At 35.2% G+C, this 24202-nt stretch carries 21 protein-coding genes and 3 tRNA genes; 10 read left to right on the top strand and 14 right to left on the bottom strand.

What is annotated here, in order from left to right; genetic code table 11:
* The 4 genes from KKI21_01455 to KKI21_01440 are packed head-to-tail and all read right to left on the bottom strand — an operon-like array spanning position 1 to position 6838.
* The gene (locus KKI21_01455) at positions 1-3048 is read right to left on the bottom strand and encodes a hypothetical protein (protein MBU4284870.1); all 3048 of its coding nucleotides are present in this window, start codon (positions 3046-3048) and stop codon (positions 1-3) included.
* Positions 3045-4058 (bottom strand): thrombospondin type 3 repeat-containing protein, encoded by a 1014-nt coding sequence (locus KKI21_01450; protein ID MBU4284869.1) that lies wholly within the window; start codon positions 4056-4058, stop codon positions 3045-3047. The genes KKI21_01455 and KKI21_01450 overlap by 4 nt, the downstream gene beginning before the upstream one ends.
* Before the next feature lie 43 nt (positions 4059-4101).
* A complete protein-coding gene (gene rsmA, locus KKI21_01445; GenBank protein MBU4284868.1) occupies positions 4102-4896 on the bottom strand; it encodes a ribosomal RNA small subunit methyltransferase A in 795 nt (264 codons plus the stop codon).
* A 1-nt stretch (position 4897) separates the two neighbouring features.
* Complete coding sequence (locus KKI21_01440; GenBank protein ID MBU4284867.1) at positions 4898-6838, bottom strand: UvrD-helicase domain-containing protein; 1941 nt, start codon at positions 6836-6838, stop codon at positions 4898-4900.
* A gap of 205 nt (positions 6839-7043) precedes the next feature.
* Here KKI21_01440 and KKI21_01435 point away from each other — a divergent pair, with 205 nt between their 5' ends.
* Positions 7044-8057, top strand: a complete 1014-nt coding sequence (locus KKI21_01435; protein MBU4284866.1) for a LysM peptidoglycan-binding domain-containing protein — start codon at positions 7044-7046, stop codon at positions 8055-8057.
* A 70-nt stretch (positions 8058-8127) separates the two neighbouring features.
* On the opposite strand, the gene KKI21_01430 is transcribed toward KKI21_01435, so the two are convergent.
* Positions 8128-8415 (bottom strand): hypothetical protein, encoded by a 288-nt coding sequence (locus KKI21_01430; GenBank protein ID MBU4284865.1) that lies wholly within the window; start codon positions 8413-8415, stop codon positions 8128-8130.
* Between the two features lie 119 nt (positions 8416-8534).
* Here KKI21_01430 and KKI21_01425 point away from each other — a divergent pair, with 119 nt between their 5' ends.
* Positions 8535-8807 carry a hypothetical protein gene (locus KKI21_01425; GenBank protein MBU4284864.1) on the top strand — a complete coding sequence of 91 codons (273 nt, stop codon included), beginning with the start codon at positions 8535-8537 and terminating at the stop codon, positions 8805-8807.
* An 87-nt stretch (positions 8808-8894) separates the two neighbouring features.
* Here KKI21_01425 and KKI21_01420 read toward each other — a convergent pair whose 3' ends face one another.
* The 7 genes from KKI21_01420 to rpsO form a co-directional block, all read right to left on the bottom strand.
* Positions 8895-9185 carry a helix-turn-helix transcriptional regulator gene (locus tag KKI21_01420; GenBank protein MBU4284863.1) on the bottom strand — a complete coding sequence of 97 codons (291 nt, stop codon included), beginning with the start codon at positions 9183-9185 and terminating at the stop codon, positions 8895-8897.
* Positions 9178-9555 carry a type II toxin-antitoxin system RelE/ParE family toxin gene (locus KKI21_01415; protein MBU4284862.1) on the bottom strand — a complete coding sequence of 126 codons (378 nt, stop codon included), beginning with the start codon at positions 9553-9555 and terminating at the stop codon, positions 9178-9180. Before KKI21_01415 ends, KKI21_01420 begins: the two co-directional genes overlap by 8 nt.
* Before the next feature lie 37 nt (positions 9556-9592).
* On the bottom strand, positions 9593-11128 hold the full coding sequence (locus KKI21_01410) for a YifB family Mg chelatase-like AAA ATPase (protein ID MBU4284861.1): 1536 nt from the start codon (positions 11126-11128) through the stop codon (positions 9593-9595).
* Positions 11129-11388: 260 nt separating this feature from the next.
* A complete protein-coding gene (locus KKI21_01405; protein ID MBU4284860.1) occupies positions 11389-12375 on the bottom strand; it encodes a hypothetical protein in 987 nt (328 codons plus the stop codon).
* Position 12376: 1 nt separating this feature from the next.
* Positions 12377-14509 (bottom strand): polyribonucleotide nucleotidyltransferase, encoded by a 2133-nt coding sequence (locus tag KKI21_01400; GenBank protein ID MBU4284859.1) that lies wholly within the window; start codon positions 14507-14509, stop codon positions 12377-12379.
* A 5-nt stretch (positions 14510-14514) separates the two neighbouring features.
* Positions 14515-15027 (bottom strand): NYN domain-containing protein, encoded by a 513-nt coding sequence (locus tag KKI21_01395; protein ID MBU4284858.1) that lies wholly within the window; start codon positions 15025-15027, stop codon positions 14515-14517.
* A 1-nt stretch (position 15028) separates the two neighbouring features.
* Positions 15029-15295, bottom strand: coding sequence for a 30S ribosomal protein S15 (gene rpsO, locus KKI21_01390; protein MBU4284857.1), 267 nt, complete (start codon positions 15293-15295; stop codon positions 15029-15031).
* A 95-nt stretch (positions 15296-15390) separates the two neighbouring features.
* Here rpsO and KKI21_01385 point away from each other — a divergent pair, with 95 nt between their 5' ends.
* The gene (locus tag KKI21_01385; protein ID MBU4284856.1) at positions 15391-16362 is read left to right on the top strand and encodes a hypothetical protein; all 972 of its coding nucleotides are present in this window, start codon (positions 15391-15393) and stop codon (positions 16360-16362) included.
* On the opposite strand, the gene KKI21_01380 is transcribed toward KKI21_01385, so the two are convergent.
* Positions 16354-17286 (bottom strand): site-specific DNA-methyltransferase, encoded by a 933-nt coding sequence (locus tag KKI21_01380; GenBank protein MBU4284855.1) that lies wholly within the window; start codon positions 17284-17286, stop codon positions 16354-16356. The two genes, KKI21_01385 and KKI21_01380, sit on opposite strands and share 9 nt — an antisense overlap.
* A gap of 625 nt (positions 17287-17911) precedes the next feature.
* On the opposite strand from KKI21_01380, the gene KKI21_01375 reads away from it, so the two are divergent.
* Positions 17912-19066, top strand: coding sequence for a hypothetical protein (locus KKI21_01375; GenBank protein ID MBU4284854.1), 1155 nt, complete (start codon positions 17912-17914; stop codon positions 19064-19066).
* Between the two features lie 66 nt (positions 19067-19132).
* Here the strand turns inward: KKI21_01375 and KKI21_01370 are convergent, their stop codons facing one another.
* Positions 19133-19357, bottom strand: a complete 225-nt coding sequence (locus KKI21_01370; GenBank protein MBU4284853.1) for a hypothetical protein — start codon at positions 19355-19357, stop codon at positions 19133-19135.
* Positions 19358-19545: 188 nt separating this feature from the next.
* Here KKI21_01370 and KKI21_01365 point away from each other — a divergent pair, with 188 nt between their 5' ends.
* From KKI21_01365 to KKI21_01340, 6 genes are all read left to right on the top strand, one after another.
* Entirely contained in the window at positions 19546-19824 is a 279-nt protein-coding gene (locus KKI21_01365) for a GIY-YIG nuclease family protein (protein MBU4284852.1), read from the top strand.
* Positions 19803-19874, top strand: a tRNA-Arg gene (locus tag KKI21_01360). The genes KKI21_01365 and KKI21_01360 overlap by 22 nt, the downstream gene beginning before the upstream one ends.
* A gap of 70 nt (positions 19875-19944) precedes the next feature.
* A tRNA-Lys gene (locus KKI21_01355) sits at positions 19945-20017 on the top strand.
* A 181-nt stretch (positions 20018-20198) separates the two neighbouring features.
* Positions 20199-20272 (top strand) — tRNA-Lys (locus tag KKI21_01350).
* Positions 20273-20478: 206 nt separating this feature from the next.
* Positions 20479-23148 (top strand): N-6 DNA methylase, encoded by a 2670-nt coding sequence (locus tag KKI21_01345; protein ID MBU4284851.1) that lies wholly within the window; start codon positions 20479-20481, stop codon positions 23146-23148.
* A gap of 128 nt (positions 23149-23276) precedes the next feature.
* A complete protein-coding gene (locus tag KKI21_01340) occupies positions 23277-24182 on the top strand; it encodes a hypothetical protein (GenBank protein ID MBU4284850.1) in 906 nt (301 codons plus the stop codon).
* Positions 24183-24202: the final 20 nt, after the last annotated feature.

The following is a 24202-nucleotide window of genomic DNA, read 5'->3' as shown; positions in this document are numbered from 1 at the left end:
TTAAATCCCAACTTTCCAATTGCATTGGTCAATGGGATTACCTAATTTGTCTCTAAATCCATAACTGCCTCCGTCATAACCAAGGTCGCTGGGGTCGCATTCAATACACATATGAACTACAGTTCTGCAATCCGTTTTATCATTATCATAAACTCCCAAAAACACTTCTTGGTTTCTGTATCCGCTTAAATCGCATTCAACTTTTATTACTCCTTTCCCGCTTTCTACTCCTCCGGAATTGCAACAATTGTAAGCAGATGGAGTATGAACGGTTTCTTCAGAACAAATTATACCAGCAGGCGGATTTGCCACAAAATCACAACTTGTTGTCATTGTTCTGTTTTCACATAGAGGCAAATTTGTTCCAGCGCAAACTTTTTCATATAAACAAGAATTTAAATCTGGATCAATGGCTTCGTGTTCAGCAACATATACAATACTTCCTCCTGCAGCAGAATTAGTTTCAAGAATGGCCTTATTCGCTTTTGCCATATTTGGTACTAAAATATTGACACCGCCTGATGCCCTGCTGCATGTTTCTTCTGGTTCGTCGCGACCGACATTATACCATGGAGAATAAAAATCAGAACCTGTTGTAGTATTTTTTGTGAGATCAATCGGCCGCCAACCTTTCTCGCAAAAACATTCCGGATTTTTCCATAGTGGTCTGCCTTTATCATCGCACCATCCTTCTAATTCTTCCTCAGCTACTGGATCTGACGTAATCCCTCTGCATAGCCTATAATCCATTGGCATATGCCCGGTTACAGCAGCGCAGCATTTGATTTTTTTCTTGGCCAAATAAGTAGCATATTGTCCGCCTGGGCTCAAACCTCCGGAACGCCACACTCCTCCCCATTCTGGATGCGCTGGATCTTTTAATGGTCCAATGCAATCAAGTTCCTGCGGTTTATTATCAGTAATATTTTTTAATTCTTCCTCAGTTGTTTTGCATAATGTTTTACAGGTTCCTCCTCCGGGAAACTGGAAGTCAGGCAAGATGCGGCAGGTTAAAGCAGTTGAAAGAAATTCTGAATTATTGGGAGGGGCGCAGGCAACAAAGGGATTTTTAAGAAGTTCTTCAGACTGCCCTTCAAAATTGACCCATCCTCCCCACCAGGTATTATGATAAACCAAGGCAGGATATTTAACGAATGCGCGGTTTATATAGTCATAAATTTGTCCGCAATAATCCGCTGGCATAAAATATTCTTTTAAACAAACTTCGCAGGAGTATTTCGTTTCATTTAAAGCGCAGCGGTCATAGAAATCCTGCGCGCTTTTAATTGATGAGCTTATATCTTCATAATTACTGCAGCTTTCTTGCACGCAAAGGTCTTTTTCTGCTTTGGTTTTCTTTAATGCGCAGAAATCTTCATATTTTTTAACACAGTCGCTGCAACTATTTCTTGCCTTGCTTATCAATGCCTGCCCATTCAAACAGGCATCAGCAACTGCGATGCTTGAGCATTTTTTATCATTAACTGCTTTTGTTTTTGCCGCATTATAGCAAGCTGAATATGCAGTATGGCAGGCGGTTTTGCATGTTTCGTCTTTACAGTTATATTCGCATCCGTTAAATGTACTTAAGCATTCTGCCTGGTAATTATTTATCTGTTCCAGGCATCCCGTAGCGCATTCGCTATTAATATTATTTATACTCAATTCATAAGGCAGACCGGTTTTAATGTCGCTACATTTTTTATTTGCAATACTGGCGCATTTTTCCGGATATTTATTAAAAGGAACATCATCCCAGGTTTTGCCATATATCGCTATTTTGTTATCAACTGCTGGCTGCGTATCAAGAACTTCATAGTCCGGTTTCAAATTAATGCCTTCCATTACTGTATAAAGGTGCTGCGACTCTTCATTTAAAACATCCGTAGCCACTTCTCTAAAAATATCACCCTTTATTTGTTCACTCTTGTCGCAGGCATATCCTGCAGTAGATACGCCTTGGATTGATTTTAAAATATTATTTAGAATATCTCCTTTTACTTTTGTGATGTCCTGTGGTGTCTGGTTTTTTTTGTAATCTTCATAATATCCGTATTCTGCCTGGTTCTTGGATATTATAGTTGTTGAAGAGCTTCCTTTGGTTAGCATTCCATTAATGCCGTGAGTTAGTTTATTGAATAATCCGGAAAATACCAGATTCATCATTTCTGTTATTTCGTCCGCAGTAATTAACCAGCCCATATCGCTTCCAATTGCCTCGTCAACGCTGGTTTTTATTTCTGAACCGAGTTTTTTGGTGGTTTTTTCAAGACAAGCGCCGATTGAAGATTTTTCGCAGGATTTCATACAAGCAACATAAAGTGGATTCGGAAGCCCGTTTATGATGTTAGGATACTGGTTGCAATTTGTCGCGCAATCTTGCTGGTCGGTTAGATTGCATATTGCTTCATTTTTAATTCCTTGACCAGCTTCAACTTCTTTTTCCACTTCTGTTATTTCTTCCTGCTCTAATCTTTTCCTTTCTGAAACCGCCATCATAAATGAACCAATAAAATTATTGTTTGGCTGGGCTAATGCAGTCCAGGTATCCCATCCATACATGGCAATGGATGGATTTTTGTAAAATTCTTCAACATTATCCACAATATCGCTAATTGTACAAGCAGCGTATGTTCTATAAGGTATTGCGCCTCCAGGCATATTAATTCCAAGGGCAGTGCCGAGGGAAACTTTGAATGGCGAGCAGAGAGGAGTGAGATTGAATTCACTAACAAATCTGCTAGAGGCAATTTGCAATGCGTTTTTAACTTCTTGTTTCCAGCTTATCATTGCAAATGGCTTATTTTGATCTGTAAATCCCCCTTGGGCCCAGCGCGCTATTTCTTGTTGCAAGCGGACCATCATGCTCCTGGCAACTGTTTTTGGCAATTGATCAAGCACCCAGTCCTTAATCTGATTTACTATATCTATACTTATATCTCCGATTCCGAAAACCGCATTTGCTTTTTTGGGATTAAACAAGAAAGCGCCTATTGTTGAACCGAGAATTGTTGCGATTAACAAGATTGTAAAAATCTGTTTTTTCATAATTCTAAATTTAGATTTTGCGATTCATTTAATTTTAGAAGATTTTGTTCAAAAGATTTCCAAAGACTTGAAACATTTTTTATCTCATTGTTCGCAATAATGGCTTTTATTGGGTCAGATTCAAATCCTCTCAGAGAAACAAAAATGTTTCGCAAAGTTATTGCGATTTTTAAAAAGTTTTTATGTAATTCTTTCCATGACGATGGAACAGGGGTATCAACTAATTTAGATATTTCATCATCATTGATTATTATTAAAATATCCACTTCGGCAAAATCATTATTGGGAAAAGAATCCTGCAACAAGATGAAATTTTCGTTTTGCAAAAGGAAATTATTTGACTTTGCGTAAGATGATAATTTTTCAAAATATGCTTTTATTGCTTCTGGAGTATTGTCATCGGAAATTTTTATATCAATATCTGAGATTTCAATCTGAAATATTTCCGGATTTTTTTCCAGAACCGCGTTCGCCTTATCTGACCAGTCCGCTTCATTGTAGAGCATAGCCCTTCTTAGCATTTCATCTAATGCGCCCTTAGATGCCTCGGCCATATATGTCGTTGGGTCAATGATTTCTGGATGATCTCTGACATATTGGTCTTTTTGCTCAATATACGATTTTGCTATTGCATCAAAATCAGAGAATATCTGATTGGTTATATTATACTTGTTGCCAATGGGCAGAGGATAGAATACCTGTTTATCATTCGGTCCCTTGACCAAAGGATTATGTCCGGAATTTATTTCTTCGCCATCTAAATATCCATCAGCATCTGTATCAGGATTCAAGGGGTCGGTTTTGTATAGATTTTCCTCCCAGTCCTTTAGTCCGTCATTGTCTGTGTCTTTGCTTTCGGACTCAATAATGGTTTCTTTGCCGCCCCATAAATTATATGTGGAAAAAGCGCTTCTTTTAGAGAAAGCGCCTACAAATAAAATTAACCCAACGGCAAAAATGCTTGTTAGTATAATTGTAGCCAATGGTATGTTCTTTATTTTTAATCTCATATTCTTAATTATATCACTTTTATTATAGCACAAAAATAGTCAGTCAAGAATAAAAATCGCGATAAATTTTCATCCAGTCATCAATTGACAAATTTTCCGCCCTGACTTTTGGATTTAATCCGATTTTTTCAAGGTCGATTTCGGGTAAATTATTTTTCAACATTTTTCTTTTTGAAGAAAAACCCGTTTTTACTAATTTAAAAAACTTCTTCATATTTATGTGGGACGTCGCACGTCCCACATAAGACTGCGGTATTATCTTGATAATTGCTGAATCGACTTTTGGCATTGGGAAAAAACTGCTTTTCGGGACATAATCAATGATTTCTGGTTCTGCATAAAATTGTACAGCAATGGATAATATGCTCATGTGCGGCGGTTTTGCTGTTATTCTTTGCGCTACCTCTTTTTGGACCATTAGAATCATCAGAGATGGTTTGTTTTCGACTTCGAGAAATTTTCTAATTAATGGCGAAGTTAAATAGTATGGTATATTTGCCACGATTTTGTAATTGGAATTTGGTATTTCGTCAGAAACTTTTAGAATATCCTTATTCACGATTTCTACATTGTTTATATTCTGCTCTTTTAAAATCTTCTTTAGTATCTCGCAGAGTGTTTTGTCTTTTTCTATAGCAATTACTTTTTTGGTTCTTTTTGCCAATTCAACAGTCAAAATTCCCAGCCCTGGGCCGATTTCCAGCACCGTATCTTTTAAGGACAGGTTTGCTGCGCCAATAATTTTATTTAAAACATTTTCATCAATCAAAAAATTCTGCCCCATATATTTTTTGGAATGAATATTATATTTTTGCAAAATTAGTTTAATATCAATCATTTTAAAAATCTATTAAATCTTTAATTTCTCCATTGTATTCTTCATAATTTATTAAATGCTCCGGGATTTCTGACAAAAATCTTGATGGCATATTTGCCTCTTTGCTTCCCCAACTTGTTCTTCTCTGGGATACAACCAAATGCAGATGAGTTTTGCTTCTGGTAATGCCGACATAGAATAATCTGCGCTCTTCCTCAATATCCAATGGATTCAGTAAGCTTCTGGAATGAGGAAGAATGCCTTCCTCGCAGCCAATGATGAATATAATTGGGAACTCCAGACCCTTGGCAGTATGTAGAGTCATTAGATGTACAACTTCTTTGTTGTTTTGGATTTCATCAGCATCGGACAGGAGCGCTGTTTTTTCCAGAAATTCTTTTAATCCGTCTTGGGCAGGCAATTTATCGTATTCAGCTCCGACATTTATCAATTCCTCAATGTTCTGCCATCTGGCTTCGTCTTCGGAAAGTCCTGCCTGTAGCTCATTATCGCCATAAGTTTTTCTAAGGTAATTTTGGTAATCAATTTCCTTTAAAATAAATTTTAAAAGCTTGGTTAATGGATTTTTAATGGCGATTTCCTTGGCTTTCTGGATAAATTTGTGGAAAATTCCCACTTCTGGTTTTTCCTCGGCAACCCTTTCTATTCCATTTTTAATAATTTTATCAAGCGTGATTTTGCCAATTCCTCTTGTCGGAGTATTGATTATTCTTTTTAAACTCATTGAGTCGTTAACAGCAATATATTTCAAATAACTAACAATGTCTTTAATTTCTTTTCTCTGATAGAATCTAATTGCCCCGATTAATTTGTAGGGAACGTTGTTTTTAATAAATGCTTCTTCAATTGCGCGCGATTGGGCATTAGTTCTGTAAAAAACAGCAAAATCGTGCAATTTATATCCTTGTTTTAAAAATTCTTTTATTTTCTGGACAATAAATTCCGCTTCGTTTTTTTCGTCCCATGTGCCGATGATTGATATTGGCGGGCCAGAAGGGTTTTTTGTCCAGAGATTTTTTGGCTTCTGATAAACATTTTTGGAAATTAATTTCGAAGCAGCATCCAAAATATTCTGTGTTGAGCGGTAATTCTGATCCAGTGTTATAACTTTTGCTTGAGGATAATCTTTTTCGAAATTCAGAATATTCCTAAAATCAGCATTTCTAAAAGAATAAATTGACTGGGCATCATCTCCAACAACACAGACATTTCTGTATTTTGAAGATAAGAGTTTTATTAGCTTGTATTGCGACGGGTCAGTATCCTGGTATTCATCGACCATAATATATTTGTATTTTTCCTGATAAAATTCCAGAATCTCCGGGAAATTTTCAAATAATTTTACAGTAAGCATGATTAAATCATCAAAATCCAAGGCATTATTTTGTTTTAAGTTCAGTTGGTATGCTTGGTAAATCTTGGCAATAGTTTTTTCAAAATATTCCTGCGCATTTTCCCTATAAGTTTCGTAATCAATGGTTTCGTTTTTCAGAGAGGAAATTACATGGAGCGCTCTTTTGGCAGGAAATTGTTCTTGGTTGATTTCCAGATTTTTTATTACCTCTTTCATCAGATTTAATTGGTCGTCTTCGTCATAAATAACGAAGTTTTTCTTATAATCCAATTTGTCTATTTCTTTTCTCAGGATTTTTAGACAAAAAGAATGAAAGGTGCCGATAAACCCCGTTAGACGCGCGGCATCTAACGGGGTAAGGAGTTTGATAGTTCGTTTTTTCATTTCATCTGCTGCTTTATTGGTAAAAGTGACTGCAAGGATGTTTTGCCCTGGGATTCCTTGCTTAATCAGGTAGGATAGGCGGTGGGTGAGCACTTTTGTTTTACCGGAACCAGGGCCAGCCAATATCAAAACTGGGCCGTCGGTGGTTTGGACAGCTTTTTTCTGTTCCAGGTTTAGATTTTCTAAAATATTTTCGTTTTCCATTGTTTATTTTCAGCCCAGGGCTGACCCGCCTTGGGCGGGCTTCCATTTTTGTAGTATAGCACAAGAGAAAATTTTTGTTTTAAAAAGCTTGACAAGGGGTTATAGGCATGCTAATCTTAACAATACCGAAACTCAGTGGAGGTATTTTTGTTTAGCTAATCAGTTTAACTAGAAACTTATTTTAGAGAACAAAACAATTGGGTTATTGGAGGAGAAACTGCTCAAAATTCCTTATTTTAAGGTAGCAGCAGTTATTTTTATTGGATTTGGGTCTTTATTCTTGACTAATGCCATTGCCGGCAGTCTTAATAATGACTCTGCAACAAGCGAAGAAGAGGAAATGATCAGACGAAGTTCCTTTGTTTATGCTTCGAAGGATCTAAACCTGGCAGAAACTATAATTGAGGAATCATATTTTGACGGGTCATATTTTGAGGACTCCAATGTAGTTATTCAGAACAGCGCTTTTGTGGCTAATAATTCTCCGACAGGAGCCCTGTCTACTCTATCTTTAGAAAGAAGCGGGATTATTACCTATGAAGTCCAGCAAGGTGATATTCCTTCTGGCATTGCTTCTATGTTCGGCATAACTACCAATACTCTGCTCTGGGCTAATAACTTAAGCCCTTTAAGCAAGATTAAAGCAGGACAAGAACTAATTATTTTGCCGGTTTCAGGAATCAAACATACAGTTAAAAATGGCGAAACATTGGACAAAATTGTTAAAACATACAAAGGCAATTCAGAAGAGACAATTGCTATGAATGGGTTGCCGGCTAATGGAAATTTGGCCATTGGTCAGGACATTATTATTCCTGATGGCCAGAAGCCGGTTGAATATGCGCCAAAAGCCAAAATCTATGCTTATAGTACAGAAGAGCTTGGTCCTTATGGCAGTACAAGCCATGGATTTCCTTGGGGCCAGTGTACTTGGTATGTTGCTCAAAAAAAGTATGTTCCATGGAATGGGGATGCTAAAACTTGGTTAAAAAAAGCTGTTGGATATGGATTTGAAACTGGCATCGAACCAAGGCCAGGCGCAATAATTTCTATGCGCGGTAATACCTGGATAATGAAACGTTACGGCCATGTAGCTTATGTTGAAGCTGTAAATGAAGATTCAATTACTATTTCAGATATGAATTATTTGGGTTTGGGAATAAAAAGCGTGCGCGCTATTTCCAGAAACGACTGGAGAATCCTGGGATATATATATTAAAATTGACCTAATTTTGATTAATAAATAAAATAGCGGGCAAGTCAGTTGACTTGCCCGTTTTGAGCTGTTTTCAGCTGGCGGCTTTCATGGCCCGGGTTAGGCCTTTCCTGTTTTTGCCGATCAGCTTAAAATTGGTCCAGGAAAACAGATTTTTGGCACCCAGTTTCGGTTTAGCGATGAATTGGCAGTTATTTCTTGATTTGCCTTTGATGGTAATTCCATCAGCGTTAACCTTGGTAATTCTGTACGGTTGGCCCTTCACGAAAAGCTCTTGTCCGTAGGCCATCATGGTTTTTTTGGCGCGGACAAACTGGTTGATTCCAAGCATCTTTTCCTTGAATAGTTGTAAAACGGTCATGTCGTATCCTCCTTTTAAGATATATTTACATTATAGCATATCCGTAAATTCTGTCAAGTTTTAATGAAAAACTTCTTATCTTATTATAAATATGGTATATTTCAAAAAAGGAGGTGCTCATGGAAAAAGAAGAATTTTGCCCTGGAGACAAGTGTAAAATTGTTGAAATCGGGCAAGGAGGGTTTCATTTTGAAACAAGGAAGAATTTTTTAAACAAGAGAGTTGAATTTGCAGGGTATTGCTCTGGCGAGGAAGAAAATGAAGAAGGTTTTATCTCATGCGAACTCGTTTTGTTAGAAGATATTTGTGTAAACGAGGTATCGAGTGAGTACATGACAAGCGGATTCAAATTCTATTTTCCTTGTATCAAGCTCGTAAAGGCCACCGAATAAGGTGGCCTTTATTTTTATATTTCTATTTAAAAATCCGCATGAGGCGGATTTTTTAACAAAATTCCATAGATTTGTTTGTTTTAATTTTTACGAAAAATTGACGGTTAAATCGCTGTTTAGAGCGCGGGCGATGTTGTTGAGGGTTTGTATACTTAAGTTTTGTTTGCCATTTTCTATGCGAGCGATATTACTTTGTTTGGTTTTAAGTTTTTTAGCCAATTGCGCTTGGGAAATATTTTTTTGTTTTCGTAATTTCAAAATCTGATAAGCAACTTCCAATTGCTTCCCATATTCGTTATAGTGTTTTTTGAATTCAGGATTTTTTAATTGTTCGGCAAGATATTTTTGGAAATCTCTTGCCTTTATTTTTCTATTCATAAATTTTTGGATTATTAATTACAACATAATAATTATTTTCAGCAATTCTTATTTCTGATTCAGGGGTTTTTGATGTATGTTTCAAGAATGCGTGGAGGAGTATGATTGTTTTCTTAATAAATGTAAAATAGAAAATTCTATGTCTATTTTTGCCAAAATCAATTCTTAATTCGCGAATTTTACCCTTGATGTGTTTTGAGTACGGTTCATCTAATACGCCTTTATATTGTCTTAAAAATTCGATCCGATTTAAAATTTTAGCTTTTTGTTTTTTGTCCAAATCATCGATATATTCAAAAATATAGCTCTTATTGGTTTTGGGATCGATATAGAATTTTACTCTATATTCACTTGATTCAGTATATATCATATATGATATACTTGTCAATAGTTAATATTGTGGATAACTATATTTCCACTTTTGGCCGGTATTGCAGGGCTTCGGCAATGTGCTGCGAGGTAATACTGGGTGATTCGGCAAGGTCAGCAATAGTACGCGCTAATTTTAAAATGCGGTGGTATCCGCGCGCTGACATATGGAGATTATTTACTGCATTGCGCAATAATCTCTCCCCTTGCTCATCGGTTCTGCAATGCTTTTTAATCAAAGGGATATTCATTTCCGAATTTGTAACAATATTATCATCCTTAAATCTTTCAATCTGGATTTGTCTGGCCTTTTCCACTTTTTTTCTGATTGTCTGGCTTGATCCCTCCATATTTTCATCAGTTAATTTTTCGTATTTTACATGCGGCACTTCAACATATAAATCAATCCTATCCATAATTGGTCCGGACACCCTTCTTTGATATTTATTAATCTGCTGCTGGTTGCAGGTGCATTGTTTTTCAGGGTCTCCATAATATCCACAAGGGCAGGGATTCATTGCGGCAATTAATGTAAATCTTGCCGGGAAAGTATAACTGGCCTTGGCTCTGGCAACATGTATTACGCCGTCTTCTAATGGCTGCCTCAAACTTTCCAAAACGTCCCTGTGCACTTCCGGAAATTCATCAAGAAATAATATTCCGCGATGGGCCAAAGTAATTTCTCCTGGCCTAGCAATGCCTCCGCCTCCAATTAAAGAAGCCTCTGATGCGCTGTGATGAGGAGAGCGAAACGGCCTCTGGTGGATTAAAGGTTTTTTATGGGAAAGTTTTCCAGCTATGCTGTAGATTTTGGTAACTTCCAAGATTTCGCTCCAAGCCATTTTTGGCAGAATTGTAGAAATCGCTTTTGCCAATAATGTTTTTCCTGATCCAGGCGGGCCAGTCATGAGTACATTATGATTTCCGCTTGCAGCAATTTCCAATGCCCTTTTGGCGTTTTCCTGTCCTTTAATATAAGCCATATCAACACTTGGCTGGAATCCGATTTCAAATCCTTCTAAAAATTCCTCGCCAAACGGCTCCAGAGGTTTGATTTCAATTCTATTTTCCAGAAAAGCAATAAGTTCTACTAATGACTCGATGGGAAATATATTTATATCTCTTACTAATCTTGCTTCATTGCTGTTTGATTTCGGAACAAAGACATTGGTAATTCCCTTTTCTTTTGCCATTAAACAAATCGGCAAAACCCCATTAGCTCTTCTGATCTCGCCATTCAAAGCCAATTCACCGACAAATAATTTATCTTTCTCGTCGAATTTTATCTGCCCTGACGATAAAAGAAAGCTTAAAGCAATAGGCAAGTCATAAGCTGAACCCTCCTTCCTTAAATCAGCCGGTGCTAAATTAATAATTACTCTTTTATTTTGTTTGTGCGGAGGTTCTGCTCCGCTATTTTTTATTGCTGCAGCAATTCTCTCCTTGGACTCTTCAACTGATTTGTCCGGCAGTCCGACAATACTAAAAAAGCGGAGACCGGATGATAAATCCGCCTCCACCTCTATGAGTTCAGCTTCAAGGCCAGTTATAGCTGCTGAAAAAACTTTGTTCATACCCCGTAGTAGATTCTCGACTAATTAAAATTATTATGCTGCCCTGCATCAGTCGAGAATTCACTACGGGGCATGTTGTGGATAAGTTTTTAGAATTTAGTCAATATCAAGGTTTTTGCTTGGCATCCTGTTTTTAGAGCCAAAATTAGCTTATTTTAGCCTTGACGATGAACTAGATTTGTTTTCTTTGGATTATGTTCTAAACAAGTTATCCCCATTCGACTCAGCGCTTAAGGCGCTTCGCTCATGGTAAACCGGTTCTACAATTTCAATCTGTCAATAATTCCATACATTGATTCTTTGCTGATGGATAAAATGAACAAATTATTGAAAATAGCGTAATCAATGGTTAATTCCGGATTTGGGAAATTGATATAGCGAATGGAGATTTCTTTATAAATATTATCGTGAAATCCTTTACTGGCTGTCCCGCCTGGAGATTCTTTCAAGAAGAGATTTTTTAGATCATCGGGCATTGTTTTTTCCCAGAATTTTAATTGTTCTTCTAAATTAGCAGTATTTATTGCTTCTATAATTAGTCCAAACCGCCTCTTTCCGTTCTGGCCATATAAAACAAGCGTATATTTGTCTTTCAATTCCGGCAAAACATAAGGATAAATTGCTATTCTTAATTCTTGTATCAGTTCATTTAGAAATAAAATTTCTTTTTCATTTTTTATCGGTACTATTCTTTTGAATGTTCCGTCTGATTGGTCTATATCCGCCTCGATTTTCAAAAGATTGAGCAGGGATGCGTTATTTCCAACTGTAATTATTTTCGTTTCATCAACAGGAAACAAAGATACTGATATTTGTGGTTCTTCTGGTTGTTGAACTGGTGGCAATTGTTGCTGTTCTTCTTCTATTCTTCCTTGCCAGTAAAAGAATACTCCAATGGCAATTATTGCCAGAACGATAATTATGGGTATAAGATAAAACCTCTTCTTTTTTATCTGTTCTGGTTTTATTTCTTGTTTTGTTCCTGTTTTTATTTCTTTGGTAACTATTTTTGGCGGAGCAGGCGCAATAAACTCCTCTGTTTCTGGCAGAGGAGTTTTCTTAATTTCTTTAATTTCTTTGATTGGGGTTGGAGTTGGAGTAGGTGTTGGGACTGGAGCCGGAGTAGGAGTAATCAATAAAGTTTTAGGCGGGGTTTTCGGTACCCCTCCCTCCAATTTATCCAAGTCGCTTTTCATTGTCCTGATTTCGTATTCAGGTAATGAATTGATTGGTTCATTGTTGGCCATTTTATTTTTTAGATACGACTTCGATTAAAGACAAGCCAATTTTTCCATTATCATCTATCTTCTTTACTTTAACATGAACAATATCGCCCTGTCTAACAACATCTTCAACTTTTTCAACTCTTTTCGCGCCGAGTTCTGAGATATGCAGCAAACCATCTTGTCCCTGGAAGAGTTCCACAAAAGCTCCGAATTCAGCTGTTTTTACAACCTTGCCCTGGAATTCTTCGCCGAGTTTTGCTTCGCGAGTCATTGATTTAATCCAGCTGATTGCTTTCTTGGCATTGTCAGCATTTTCGGACGTAACGAAAATAGTTCCATCATCCTCGATTTCAATAGTCGCGCCAGTTTGTTCGGTTATTTCATTTATTGTTTTTCCGCCTGTACCAATTACCATCCCGATTTTTGCTGGATTGATTTTTAGAATATAAACTCTCGGAGCATAAGGAGATAATTCCGGCCTCGGCTCTTTAATGGTTTTTTCTATGACTTCAAGAATTTCCAATCTTGCTTTTTTTGCTTGCTTAAATGCATCTTCTAATATGTCTATGCCAATGCCGTCAATTTTAACATCCATTTGCATGGCATTGATTCCATTTTTAGTTCCGGCGATTTTTAAATCCATATCGCCATAATGGTCTTCGGGGCCTTGGATGTCAGTAAGTATCTTATAATCCAATCCGCCTTTGGCGGATTTCGCTTTGCTCAACATTAAACCCATAGCAATTCCAGCAACTTTTTCTTTAATTGGCACTCCGGCATCCATTAAAGCCAAAATCGAACCGCAAACAGATGCCATTGAAGAAGATCCGTTTGAAGACAGAACTTCGGATACGACCCTGATTGTGTAAGGGAATTCCTCTTTTGACGGAATTGCCGGCTTTAATGCTTTTTCTGCTAAAGCGCCGTGGCCAATATCTCTTCTTCCGGGATTTCCGATTCTCCCGACTTCGCCGACAGAATATGGAGGGAAATTATAGTCATGCATAAATCCCTTTTTCCCTTCTATTTCCATCTGGTCAAAAACCTGTTCTGAACCAGGAGAGCCCAATGTAACAACAGAAAGTACCTGGGTTTCTCCTCTTTGGAATAATCCTGAGCCATGAACTCTTGGGAATATTCCCACTTCAGCGCTTAAGTCCCTTAATTCATCAAGTTTTCTGCTGTCTGGACGTTTATTGTTTTTAAGAATATTGTAATGGGTTATTTCGTCAATTTTTTCATCTATATATTCTATTACTAAAACAAGTTTTTCTTTCGATTCTTCCGGATATTTTTCTTTGATTAATTCTGCCAGGCCGTTGTTAATGTCATTCAATTGTTTAACCCTTACTTGTTTTTCTTTGTGATAAATGGCTATTTCCAGCTTGTCGCCAACAAATTCATCAATTAATTTTTTAAGTTCTCCATCAGCTTCTTTGATTTCCAACTCTCTTTTTACTGGTTTTATTTCTTTGACAATGTCTTTTTGGAAATCAATCAATTTCTTGATGTGTTTTTTTGCCAAATCAATTCCTTCAAGCATTTTTGCTTCTGGCATTTCCGGCGCCTGTCCTTCAATCATATTCATAAGAATGTCTTTATTTTTTTCAATTCCAGAAACAAATATCTCAGAGCCAGATTTTGTCTTGGCGCTGATAGTCGAGGTAATTATCCAATTGTCTTTCTCGTCTTGGCCAACAGAAATTCCTGCCACTGGTCCATTAAATGGTATGTCGGAAACAGATAAAGCCGTTGATGCGCCTATAAGCGCCGGTAGCCCGGGATCATTTTCTCCGTCAAAAGACAAAACAGTCAAAACAATCTGCAAATCGTTCCTTAATTTTTGATTAAAAAGAGGGCGAATAGATCTGTCTATCAAGCGTCCGGTTAAAATTGCTTCATCGCTTGGTCTTCCTTCTCTCTTAATAAAACGACTGCCTTTAATTTTTCCGGCAGCATAAAATCTCTCTTCGTAATCAACTGTGAGGGGGAGATAATTTCTATCGCTCGGCTTATCAGATAGAACCGCAGTCGCTAAGACCGCAGTCTGTCCGTATTTTACTAATGCCGAACCATTGGCTTGTTGGGCTAATTTGCCCAATTCAACAGAGAGTTCTTTTCCTTCAATCTCTGTTTTAAAGATTTTCGTATTCATATAGATTATTTTCTTATTCCTATTAAATATTTCCCCGGACTTTTGCCCAAGTCAGTAAAATCATCAGTTGTTTCCTTTAATTTGCTTGAAGCGCTTTTTTCAAAAGCAATTACTTCTACTTGCTGCCCGTTTGCCTGTAAATATTCTATCAATGGAACAAAATCTCCATCTCCAGTTACCAAGACAACGCAATCCAGTTTTTCGCTTAATTTAATTGCATCGACCGCCATGCCAACATCCCAGTCCGCTTTTTTCATCCCGCCTGGGAATATCTGTAAATCTTTGCTCTTCACCTCTATTCCTGACTTAGTTAGAGCTTCTAAAAACGCTTTCTCCTCGCCGGTTTCAGTGGTTACAACATAAGCGATTGCCCTGATTAATTTTCTTCCTGCAACTGCGGTTTTCAGAATTTCACGGAAGTTCACCCTGGCCTGGTAAATATTTTTTGCCGAGTGATACATATTTTGGACATCCATAAACACCCCTACTCGTTGCTCTTTATTTTTAATAATACTCATATTATTTTTTCAATCCCAATGACTTAATCACTTTTTTGTAGCGCGTTTCATTGTCGTTTTTCAGCCATTCAAGTAATTTTTTCCTTTTCGAAACCATTCCCAAAAGGCCTCGCCTGGAGTGGTTGTCTTTTGGATGTTTTTTAAGATGGGCTGCCAATTTGGCAATTTCCTCGGTTAGGATTCCAATTTGAACATCAGCCGAGCCAGTGTCGGTTTCATGAACTTTATGTTCTCCTATAATTTTCTTTTTCTTGATTTTTCCTAACATGTATTAATTTTACTGGTTAATTTATTTTTTATAAAATCATTATACTACACAATAAATCGTTTGCCAAGAGAGGAGGTGTGATGTATTATAAAAACATGATAGAAAAAATTGATTATCGAAAAATTATTTTAGATCATCCGTGGATATTAGAGAAAAATCACGATTGTATTTTGAGTCCAGACGCAGATGGTTTACTATGCGGTTTATTTATGTCTCATTTTTTAGGTTGGAAGATAAGAGGATTTTATGACGGAAAAGTGATGTTGTTGGATAACAATATTTCCGTTAGAGATTGCATATTTTTGGATATGGAAATTTTCAGAAAAAATATACGAAGCATCGGGCATCACATGGTTCAATTTAATAAAAATAAACGACCATTAAATTGGGATAATTTTAAAAATTGTATACAACCCAATAATTTAAGAAATTATGATGGATATAAAAATTTTAAATTAAAATATCCATTAGCCACAATACATATGCTTATTGGAATAATAGGATCAAAAAAGAAATTTACTATTCCCGAATCAGCAATTTGTCCATTATTATATGTGGATGGCGTATTTAAAAATTTATTTGGATATCCGGAAAATTGTATCGATTGGTTAAAATATTTAAACGCAGAATCAAGGGAAAATGAATTGAATAAAATCTTTTTGAATAAACATTACTCTATACACAATTTAATGATTGCGTTAAAAGATTTTTTTCTTGAGATTAGTGATATAAGTGAAAACAAGAAAAGAAACGACAAAATCAAAATATCCAATTCTAAAGGGGAATTCGTTAATATAATAAAAATGAAAAATTATTACAGTATTAATGATGAAGAAAAACAGAAGTCGGAAAGATTTTTAAAAATGTTGTCTAAATTAACAAAATGGACATATGTATCAAAAAATTGGCAATGGTCTAATTTTAAAACTTATAAATTTACAAAAGAAAATATTGTGCCCAATAATAGAAATTTTGAATTTATGATTAAAAAAAATCCATTGTCTTGGGCGATGACTAGTGGATTGGCGATAGAATATACTATTGACAATAGAAAATTATTAAAATAATTTTCTATTAATTGATCCCTCTTCTTTGATTCTTTTTTTGGTTAAATCACAATATTCTTTAGAGATATCAATTCCAATATAATTTTTATTCAATTGGATGGCTGCCAATACAGATGTGCCACTTCCCACAAATGGATCCAATACCACGCCATTTAATGGACAAAAACATTGTATAAGATCATAGGGAATTTTATCTGGAAACGTCGCAGGATGTTGGTGTTTTAATTTAGTGCCATCGCCACATGTAGTATAATCCCATAATGTTCCCCTGCATTTCATTGGATTAATAAAGACCTTTTTTGATTTTAATGTTTTGCCATTAGTTAGTCGTGTAGCACATCCGGTCATGGTTTTGCCTCCGTGTTTGGATGGAATTTTAAGTGGTTCTTTATTAAAATATGCCGGGCGTTCTCCTTTAAGAAAAATAGGGATGTATTCATGATCAACTCGAAATCTTTTTGTCCACCACGCGCCTTCGGCGCCGTGTTTTTTATATATAACAGTCTCGAAAAGCTTAAATCCGATATTATCAACCCAGTCAACAATGGTCTTGAATGACGTGAGCGATTTACCAAAGTTTTTTGTCTGATCTTGTATAACCATTGCTACGATTCCGCCATCTTTAAGAACGCGAAATAATTCTTTACCCGTGTCGTGTAAATTAAAACTAAATCCATTATATGTTCGAACATTATCGTAAGGGGGGGATGTAATTACCATATCAATTGAATTATCTGGTATTTTTTTTAAGACATTAACACAATCACCGCAAATAATTTCATTTAATGGCAATGTGTCGTATTGTTGAATTTTTGAAATTGGCAATGTTTCAGTGGCTGTTAAATCTTGTTCGTTTTTTATTACATCAACAACTACTCCTTGAATATTAAAATTTTGATTTTTATTAATAATAATCGGACTCATATTTTTATTAGCTGGCTGTAGTCGAATATAGTTTTTTTCTTTATAGAATTTTTTTAACGTTGCTTCGTTGTTATCAATGAGTCCCACTATCTTTTGTCCATTTTCGGCTACATTTTGTTGTTTAACCAAGATAATGTCGTTGTCATTTATATTTTCGTCAATCATACTGTTTCCGGTTACGCGTAATGCGTAAAATTTTCCGGAATGAGGAATTTTGTTTTGTGGAATGGCGATTGTTTCTTTATCCTCAATTGCTTCTATCGGTTGTCCTGCTGCAATTAATCCCAATATTGGAATATTAATCATTCTTTCATGTTTTTCAATTTGAATTGTTCGTGGGTGGTTTTCAAATTTATTCAAATACCCTTTTAATTTTAATGCTTCAACGTGTTGATGAATGCCCGATGCAGAAGATAATTTAAAATGTCTCGCTATTTCTTTAAGAGAAGGAGAGTAGTTATTTTTCTTTATGCATTTTTTAATATATTCCAATATTTGCTGTTGTTTTTTTGTAAGCATATCTTAATATAATTATATACCGAAAGAAAACTGAAAGTCAATGTTGGTTTCTGTGGATAACTTTTAAAATTGGAAATATTTTTAAATCTGGTGTAGTATAAAAAGTATGAGGAAAATATTGTTTTCAGCTACTTTGGTTTTAATAGGAGTATTGCTTGTACTTCCTGTTCTTGCGAAAGCGCAGACCAACACACCAAAACTGGAAGTAAATTTTTTCTATTCAGAAACCTGTCTTCATTGCAAAGCAGAAAATACATTTTTGGATAAAATTGAACCCGAATACCCTGATGTGAAATTTAATCGTCATCTAATTTCGCAAGCAAATTGCCGTAAAGAATTAATTGATCTTTGCAATAAATATAATTTGGAGCAATATATTGGTTTGGTTCCATTAACTTTTGTTGGCGATGAATTTTTTCCTGGATTTGATAATGAGAATGGGATTGGAAAACAAATTGAGGACTCGATAAAAAAACAATTATCCTCCTTTGTCCCATCAAATGGGACTTTGACGGACAAGAGAAAGATAAGCTTACCGATTATTGGCAAAGTGGATTTGAGCAAATATTCTTTATTGATGCAGGCGACAATTCTGGGTTTTTTTGACGGATTTAATATTTGTTCTCTGGGCGCGTTGGTCTTGATTCTGGGATTGGTTATAATTTTGCGTTCCAGAAAGAAGATTTTGTTTTTTGGCGGAACTTTTATTTTGACTACAACTATTGTTTATGGGATTTTAATCGGTTTATGGTATCAATTGTTTTATTTTCTTGGCCCTTATTTGAAAATAATGAATATTTTTGTCGGCGTCTTGGGGATTATGGGCGGGATTTATTTCTTAAAACAATTTTTAAAATACAGGAAATACGGGCCAGCTTGTGATATGAACAACAATGGCTTGGTAAATAAATTTTCTTCAAAAATACAAAAAAGTTTCAAGGAGTCTCGGGGATTATGGGCAATTTTAATAAGTATTTTTATTTTTGCAATTGTGATTACAATTGTTGAGTTTCCTTGTTCGGCTATTATTCCTGTTCTTTTTGCCGGGCTGTTGGCGAAAGCGCAAGTTTCAGTTGGGGCATATATTTTTTACATAGCGCTATATTTATTGTTTTACATGATTGATGAGATTATTGTTTTCTTGATTGCTGTTTTTACAATGAACATTAAAATTGCTTCAAGTAAAGCAATGACATGGTTAAATCTAATTGAAGCAATCGTTTTATTCGGGCTGGGATTTTATTATCTGATTGGATTTTGATTTTTTAAAGTTTTTTATGAAATAATAAACACCCCTCTCGTTTTTGTTTTATAGGCGAGAGGGGGTTTAACATAATTCGATACTGATGATTTCTCCGTTTTCCATTTTGGCTATCCAAAATTTTCCTTCACGAGTAATAATTTTTACAGGGAAAGAAATATTTTGTATTAGCGGGGGGTTCGTAGATAAAATAGGAATTGCGGATCCATCACTAATAACTGCATCGGTGTTTAAAGTACAAATATCCGGATCAAACATTTCTTCTAGTCGCTTGTTATTCGTTTTTTTCATCTTAGCCTCCTTAAATCTAATTTTATCATATATCTGAGATTTTGTCAAGTTTGACCAATGGATATTTTTAAGCTATTCTATAATTGAATTCTTCGCCCCTATGGTGAAACCCCGACGCCCCGACATAATGTCGGGGGTACGGGGCTCCGACCTCCGACATAAAAATCGGAGCGTCGGAGCAGATATTTATGAAAGCATACGTTTATATACTTAAAGATGAAAATAATAAATTCTATATTGGTAGCACGAGTAATTTAATAAGAAGAATAAAACAACATGATCATGGCTACACTCAAACTACTAATCGGATGGAAAATCCTGTATTAGTTTTTTCGCAAGAATACGCAAATTTAAAAACTGCCAGATGGATAGAACAAAGGTTGAAAAAATTAAAAAGAAAAGATTATGTAGAAAAGATAATTTCGGACGGATACATAAAAATGTCGCCCTCGTGGTATAACGGATAACACGACGCGCTTCGGACGCGTAGTTGCGGGTTCGAATCCTGCCGAGGGCACCGAGTCAAACTCGGTTAACTGAAAAGCGCGCGTGTAGCTCAATGGTAGACCTGCCCGCTTCGCCTTGACGCGCCCATAGCTCAGTTGGTAGAGCAGCTCCCTCTTAAGGAGATTGTCCCAGGTTCGAGTCCTGGTGGGCGCATATAATCGGCGAAGCAAGGCGGGCGGGGCAGCTCCCTCTTAAGGAGACGGTTGGGGGTTCGAGTCCTCCCACGCGCATAAGTTGACTAAATGCTTTTTAAAATCTATTATTTTAAATACGCCCCCATAGCCCCGACGCACGAAGTGGTCGGGGTCCCGACAGAATCGTCGGGACTTAATATGCCCCCATAGCTTAATGGTAAAGCAGTTGCCTTTTAAGCAATTGACCAAGGTTCGATTCCTTGTGGGGGTACCACTTAGGGCGACCGAAAGGCGTCCAAAAAAGCACGAAATCTTTCGATTTCATGCTTTTTATTTTCCCTAATTTTCCAGAAACAATTCTTTGTTTTTCAGCTATTATATTCATATATTTTTAAGCAATTTTATAAAATTGCTAGTTTACTTAAAGGTCAAAATGTGGTAAGATGAAGGAGAATTATTTATAGTGAGCGAAGTCGAAATATGATTAAACGAGAAGCAAAAGAAAAAATTAAGCAACTTATCGCAAAATATGAAGCGGAAAAAATCACCGAGAAAGTTTTGCGATACACCGAAGAAGAAACCAAAAGAGGATTTATTGAGCCATTGTTTGAAACTTTGGGCTGGGATTTTTCGAATAGAGAAGAAATAACATTAGAGGAACATATCTCTGGTAATCGTGTTGATTACGGTTTCTATTTAAATGGTAGAATAAAATTTTATTTGGAAGCCAAGAAAATATCTGCCGATCTGAATCGTGAGGATTATGCGGAACAAGCAATTCGCTATTCTTGGAATAAGGGCGTTACTTGGGCGATACTTACTGATTTTGAGAGTTTAATCGTCTTTAATGCCTTATCTCCAGAAAAATCTTTGGCGGGTAAAAAATATCTATCTTTTACTTATAAAGAATATCTTAATCGCTTTGATGAATTGTGGCGATTATCAAAAGAAGCATTTAATGATGATATTTTAGATAAAGAAGCTGAAAGGGTTGGTAAAAAATTACAAAAAATATCAGTTACTGAGACATTATCTAAGGATTTAAATGAGTGTCGAGAAATTTTAACTACAGCATTTTTGCAGTGGAACGATAAAAGAATTGATTCACATCTTATAGATGAGGGTGTGCAAAAATTACTTAATCGTTTAATTTTTATTCGTTGCGCCGAAGATAGAAAAATTGAACCGCCAACCTTAGTGCCGTTAATTCATGAATGGAAATCCAGTGATAAAGCGGGAAGGATTACTCCTTATCAAGCAATGATTAAAAAATTTAGAGAGCTAGACATAATATATAATTCAAATCTTTTCGATGAACATCCCTTTGAAAAATGGGAAGAATTTGGAGGAGCAACAGAAAAAGTGATTGATATTTTATATGGTAAGAAAAATTATTATGATTATGATTTTTCTATTATTCCAGCTGATGTTTTAGGTAATGTTTATGAAAATTATCTTGGTCACCAATTAAAAAAGTCTAAAAAAGAAGAACATTTAGATAAAAATTTTAAAAAACGTAAAGAGCAAGGAATATATTATACTCCAAAATTTATTGTGGATTATATTGTTGAAAATGCTCTTGGTCCAATATTAAATAAATGCAGGAGCATAAGCGATTTGCAGAAGATAAAAATTTTAGATCCTGCTTGTGGTTCGGGTTCGTTTTTAGTGGCAGCGATGAATCTTGTGATTAAAAAATATGTTGAATTTGGAGTTAAGCCAAATGGATTATTAAAAATTCAAATTTTAACGAATAATATTTATGGAGTAGATTTAGATCAGCAGGCCGTTGAATTAGCACGATTAAATTTACTTTTAAATACCTTTGATAGTCAAACAAAATTACCAAATCTTAGTGGAAATATCGAAAATGGTAATTCGCTAATTTCGGGCACAGACGAGGAGTTGAAAAAATATTTTGGCAAAAATTTTCGCGATAAAAATCCGTTTAATTGGCAGGAGAAATTTCCTGAGGTTTTTAAGCAAGGAGGGTTTGATGTAATTATTGGGAATCCGCCATATGTTACCAGTAAATATGGAAAAATTTCTGAAAATGTAAAGAAATTTTATATTGAAAATTTTGAATCCGCTTATGACAAATTAGATTTATATGTTTTATTTATTGAAAAAGCATTAAAAATATCAAAAGAATATGGATTAATTGCTTTTATCACGCCCTGGAATTTTTTGGCCAATTTCTATTCTTTGAAAATCAGAAAATTTTTGTTAGACAATACTAAAATAAAATTATTTAATAAATTACCTCCAAATGTATTCGGTGGTGTTATTGTTGATAGCGTTATTTTTGTTTTTGAAAAGAATAAAAACAATAAAGGGAATTTAATATTATTTGACGATTTATTCAACGAGAATAATCAAAAACATTTAAGTCAGGATATTTATTTGCAAAATGAAAAATATGTTTTTAATTTTCCAGGCAATATTATTGCTGAACAAATTTTGAATAAAATGAGAATTGATTCTATTGAATTAGGAAAGATTGCCTTAAACTATATTGGGATTATGACTGGTGGCCAAAAAGAAATGATTGCAAATAACCCAATTTTTAAAAACAGTAAACCCGTTTTAAGCGGTAAGGATATTGATAGTTGGATATATTTTGATCGTGGTAATTTCGTTAATTTTGATAAATCAAAAATTCATAGTAATGACAAAGAAAGCATTTATTTGTCTAAAAAGAAAATTCTTTTAAGAAAAACTGGTAGCAATCTTGTTGCGTGTATTGATAAAAATCAATTTTTTACCATTCAATCATTATATAATATCATTGTTAAAGATAAAAAATATTTAGAAGAGTATTTACTATCCTTATTAAATTCAAAACTTTTTACTTATATTTATAATAAATTTTTTATAACAAATCCTGAGGTATTTCCCTATATAAAAAGAAGGAATTTAGATAAGTTACCAATTAAAATATTATCTCATATTCAACAGAAACCTTTTATTGAACTGGCCGATAAAATGATTTTACTGAATAAAGAACTCCGAAAAACAACTAAAAATTCTGATAAATGGGAAAAAATTAAATCAGAAATCGAAAAAACCGATAAAATTATTGATGAGAAGGTTTATAAACTTTACGGTTTAACCCCGGAAGAGATTAAAATTATTGAGAATTCAAAATGATTATTTATGCCATTTGGAATTCAAAAACAGTTCGTCGCTGAAGCGAAAAAGGAAGAAGAAATCATCACCGTCAATCGCTGCCCAATTGAGCTGATAGAAACGAAAATCGGAGAAGTTTTAGAAAATATATGAGTGACAAAACAGATTTTGAAAAACTAGAAAATTTTATAAATGGCGTTGGTGCAGCAAGGATGTTGTTGCAAAGATCACATAAACAGGAGTTTTTGATTGAAGCCTTGGTTTTATACGCTACGCTCATAGATGGGTTTTGTCGCATAGCGCTTGTACTTAAACAACAAATTAAGAATCGATCTTCTGATTTTGATGTAAAGTATATACATCAAGATGATGATAGAGATTACTACTCCGAAAGGGATATTTATAAATATGCATTTGAGAAAGCAATTTTAGAAAAAGATATTTTTGACGATATTAACGCACTTTACGATTTTAGAAACAAAGTCATCCACAGATTTCTTATAAGCGAAATTGAATATGCTCATCTGGGATTGGTTTTAGATAGATATGAGCTTGTATTCCAAAGATTATGGAATATAGTATATGGATTGGAATCGGAACAGATACAAAAAGGTGTTGGGATGACTATAGCCAGAAAAGTGACAGAGGAAGATAAAAAAGCAGTTCACAAAGACATTTTGAGAAAGGTTGATACCAAAGATCCTGAAAAATTAAAGCAAATTTTAGGATCAAAGTTGATTCAAGACACTAAAATATTTTCTGAGCGGGCCGAGAGAGAAAGAATATCCGATGAAGTTAGTGACGAGATAGAAATACGTGAAGAAAAAACAAGGATTCCCCCAGGATTTACATCTGTAAAGGAAATTACAAAATGGGCAGAAAGAAAAGGACTTTTTCGGAAATGTATTTGCGGCCATGAGAAAGTGAGTCATGTCAATACGAATAAAATGAAAAAAGCAGGGAGTAATTTAGATGATTATGTTAAAAAATGTAAGGTCAAGAGATGTAAATGTAAAAACTATCGTGAGCAAAATCACGAAAAGTTTGTAAAATAGCATATGGGAACAACAATAGA

This window comes from Patescibacteria group bacterium (assembly GCA_018897295.1).
Taxonomy (GTDB): Bacteria; Patescibacteriota; Minisyncoccia; order RBG-13-40-8-A; family RBG-13-40-8-A; genus JAHILA01.
The sequence above is the reverse complement of the archived record's forward strand: the minus strand, read 5'-3'. Positions and strand labels throughout refer to the sequence as shown.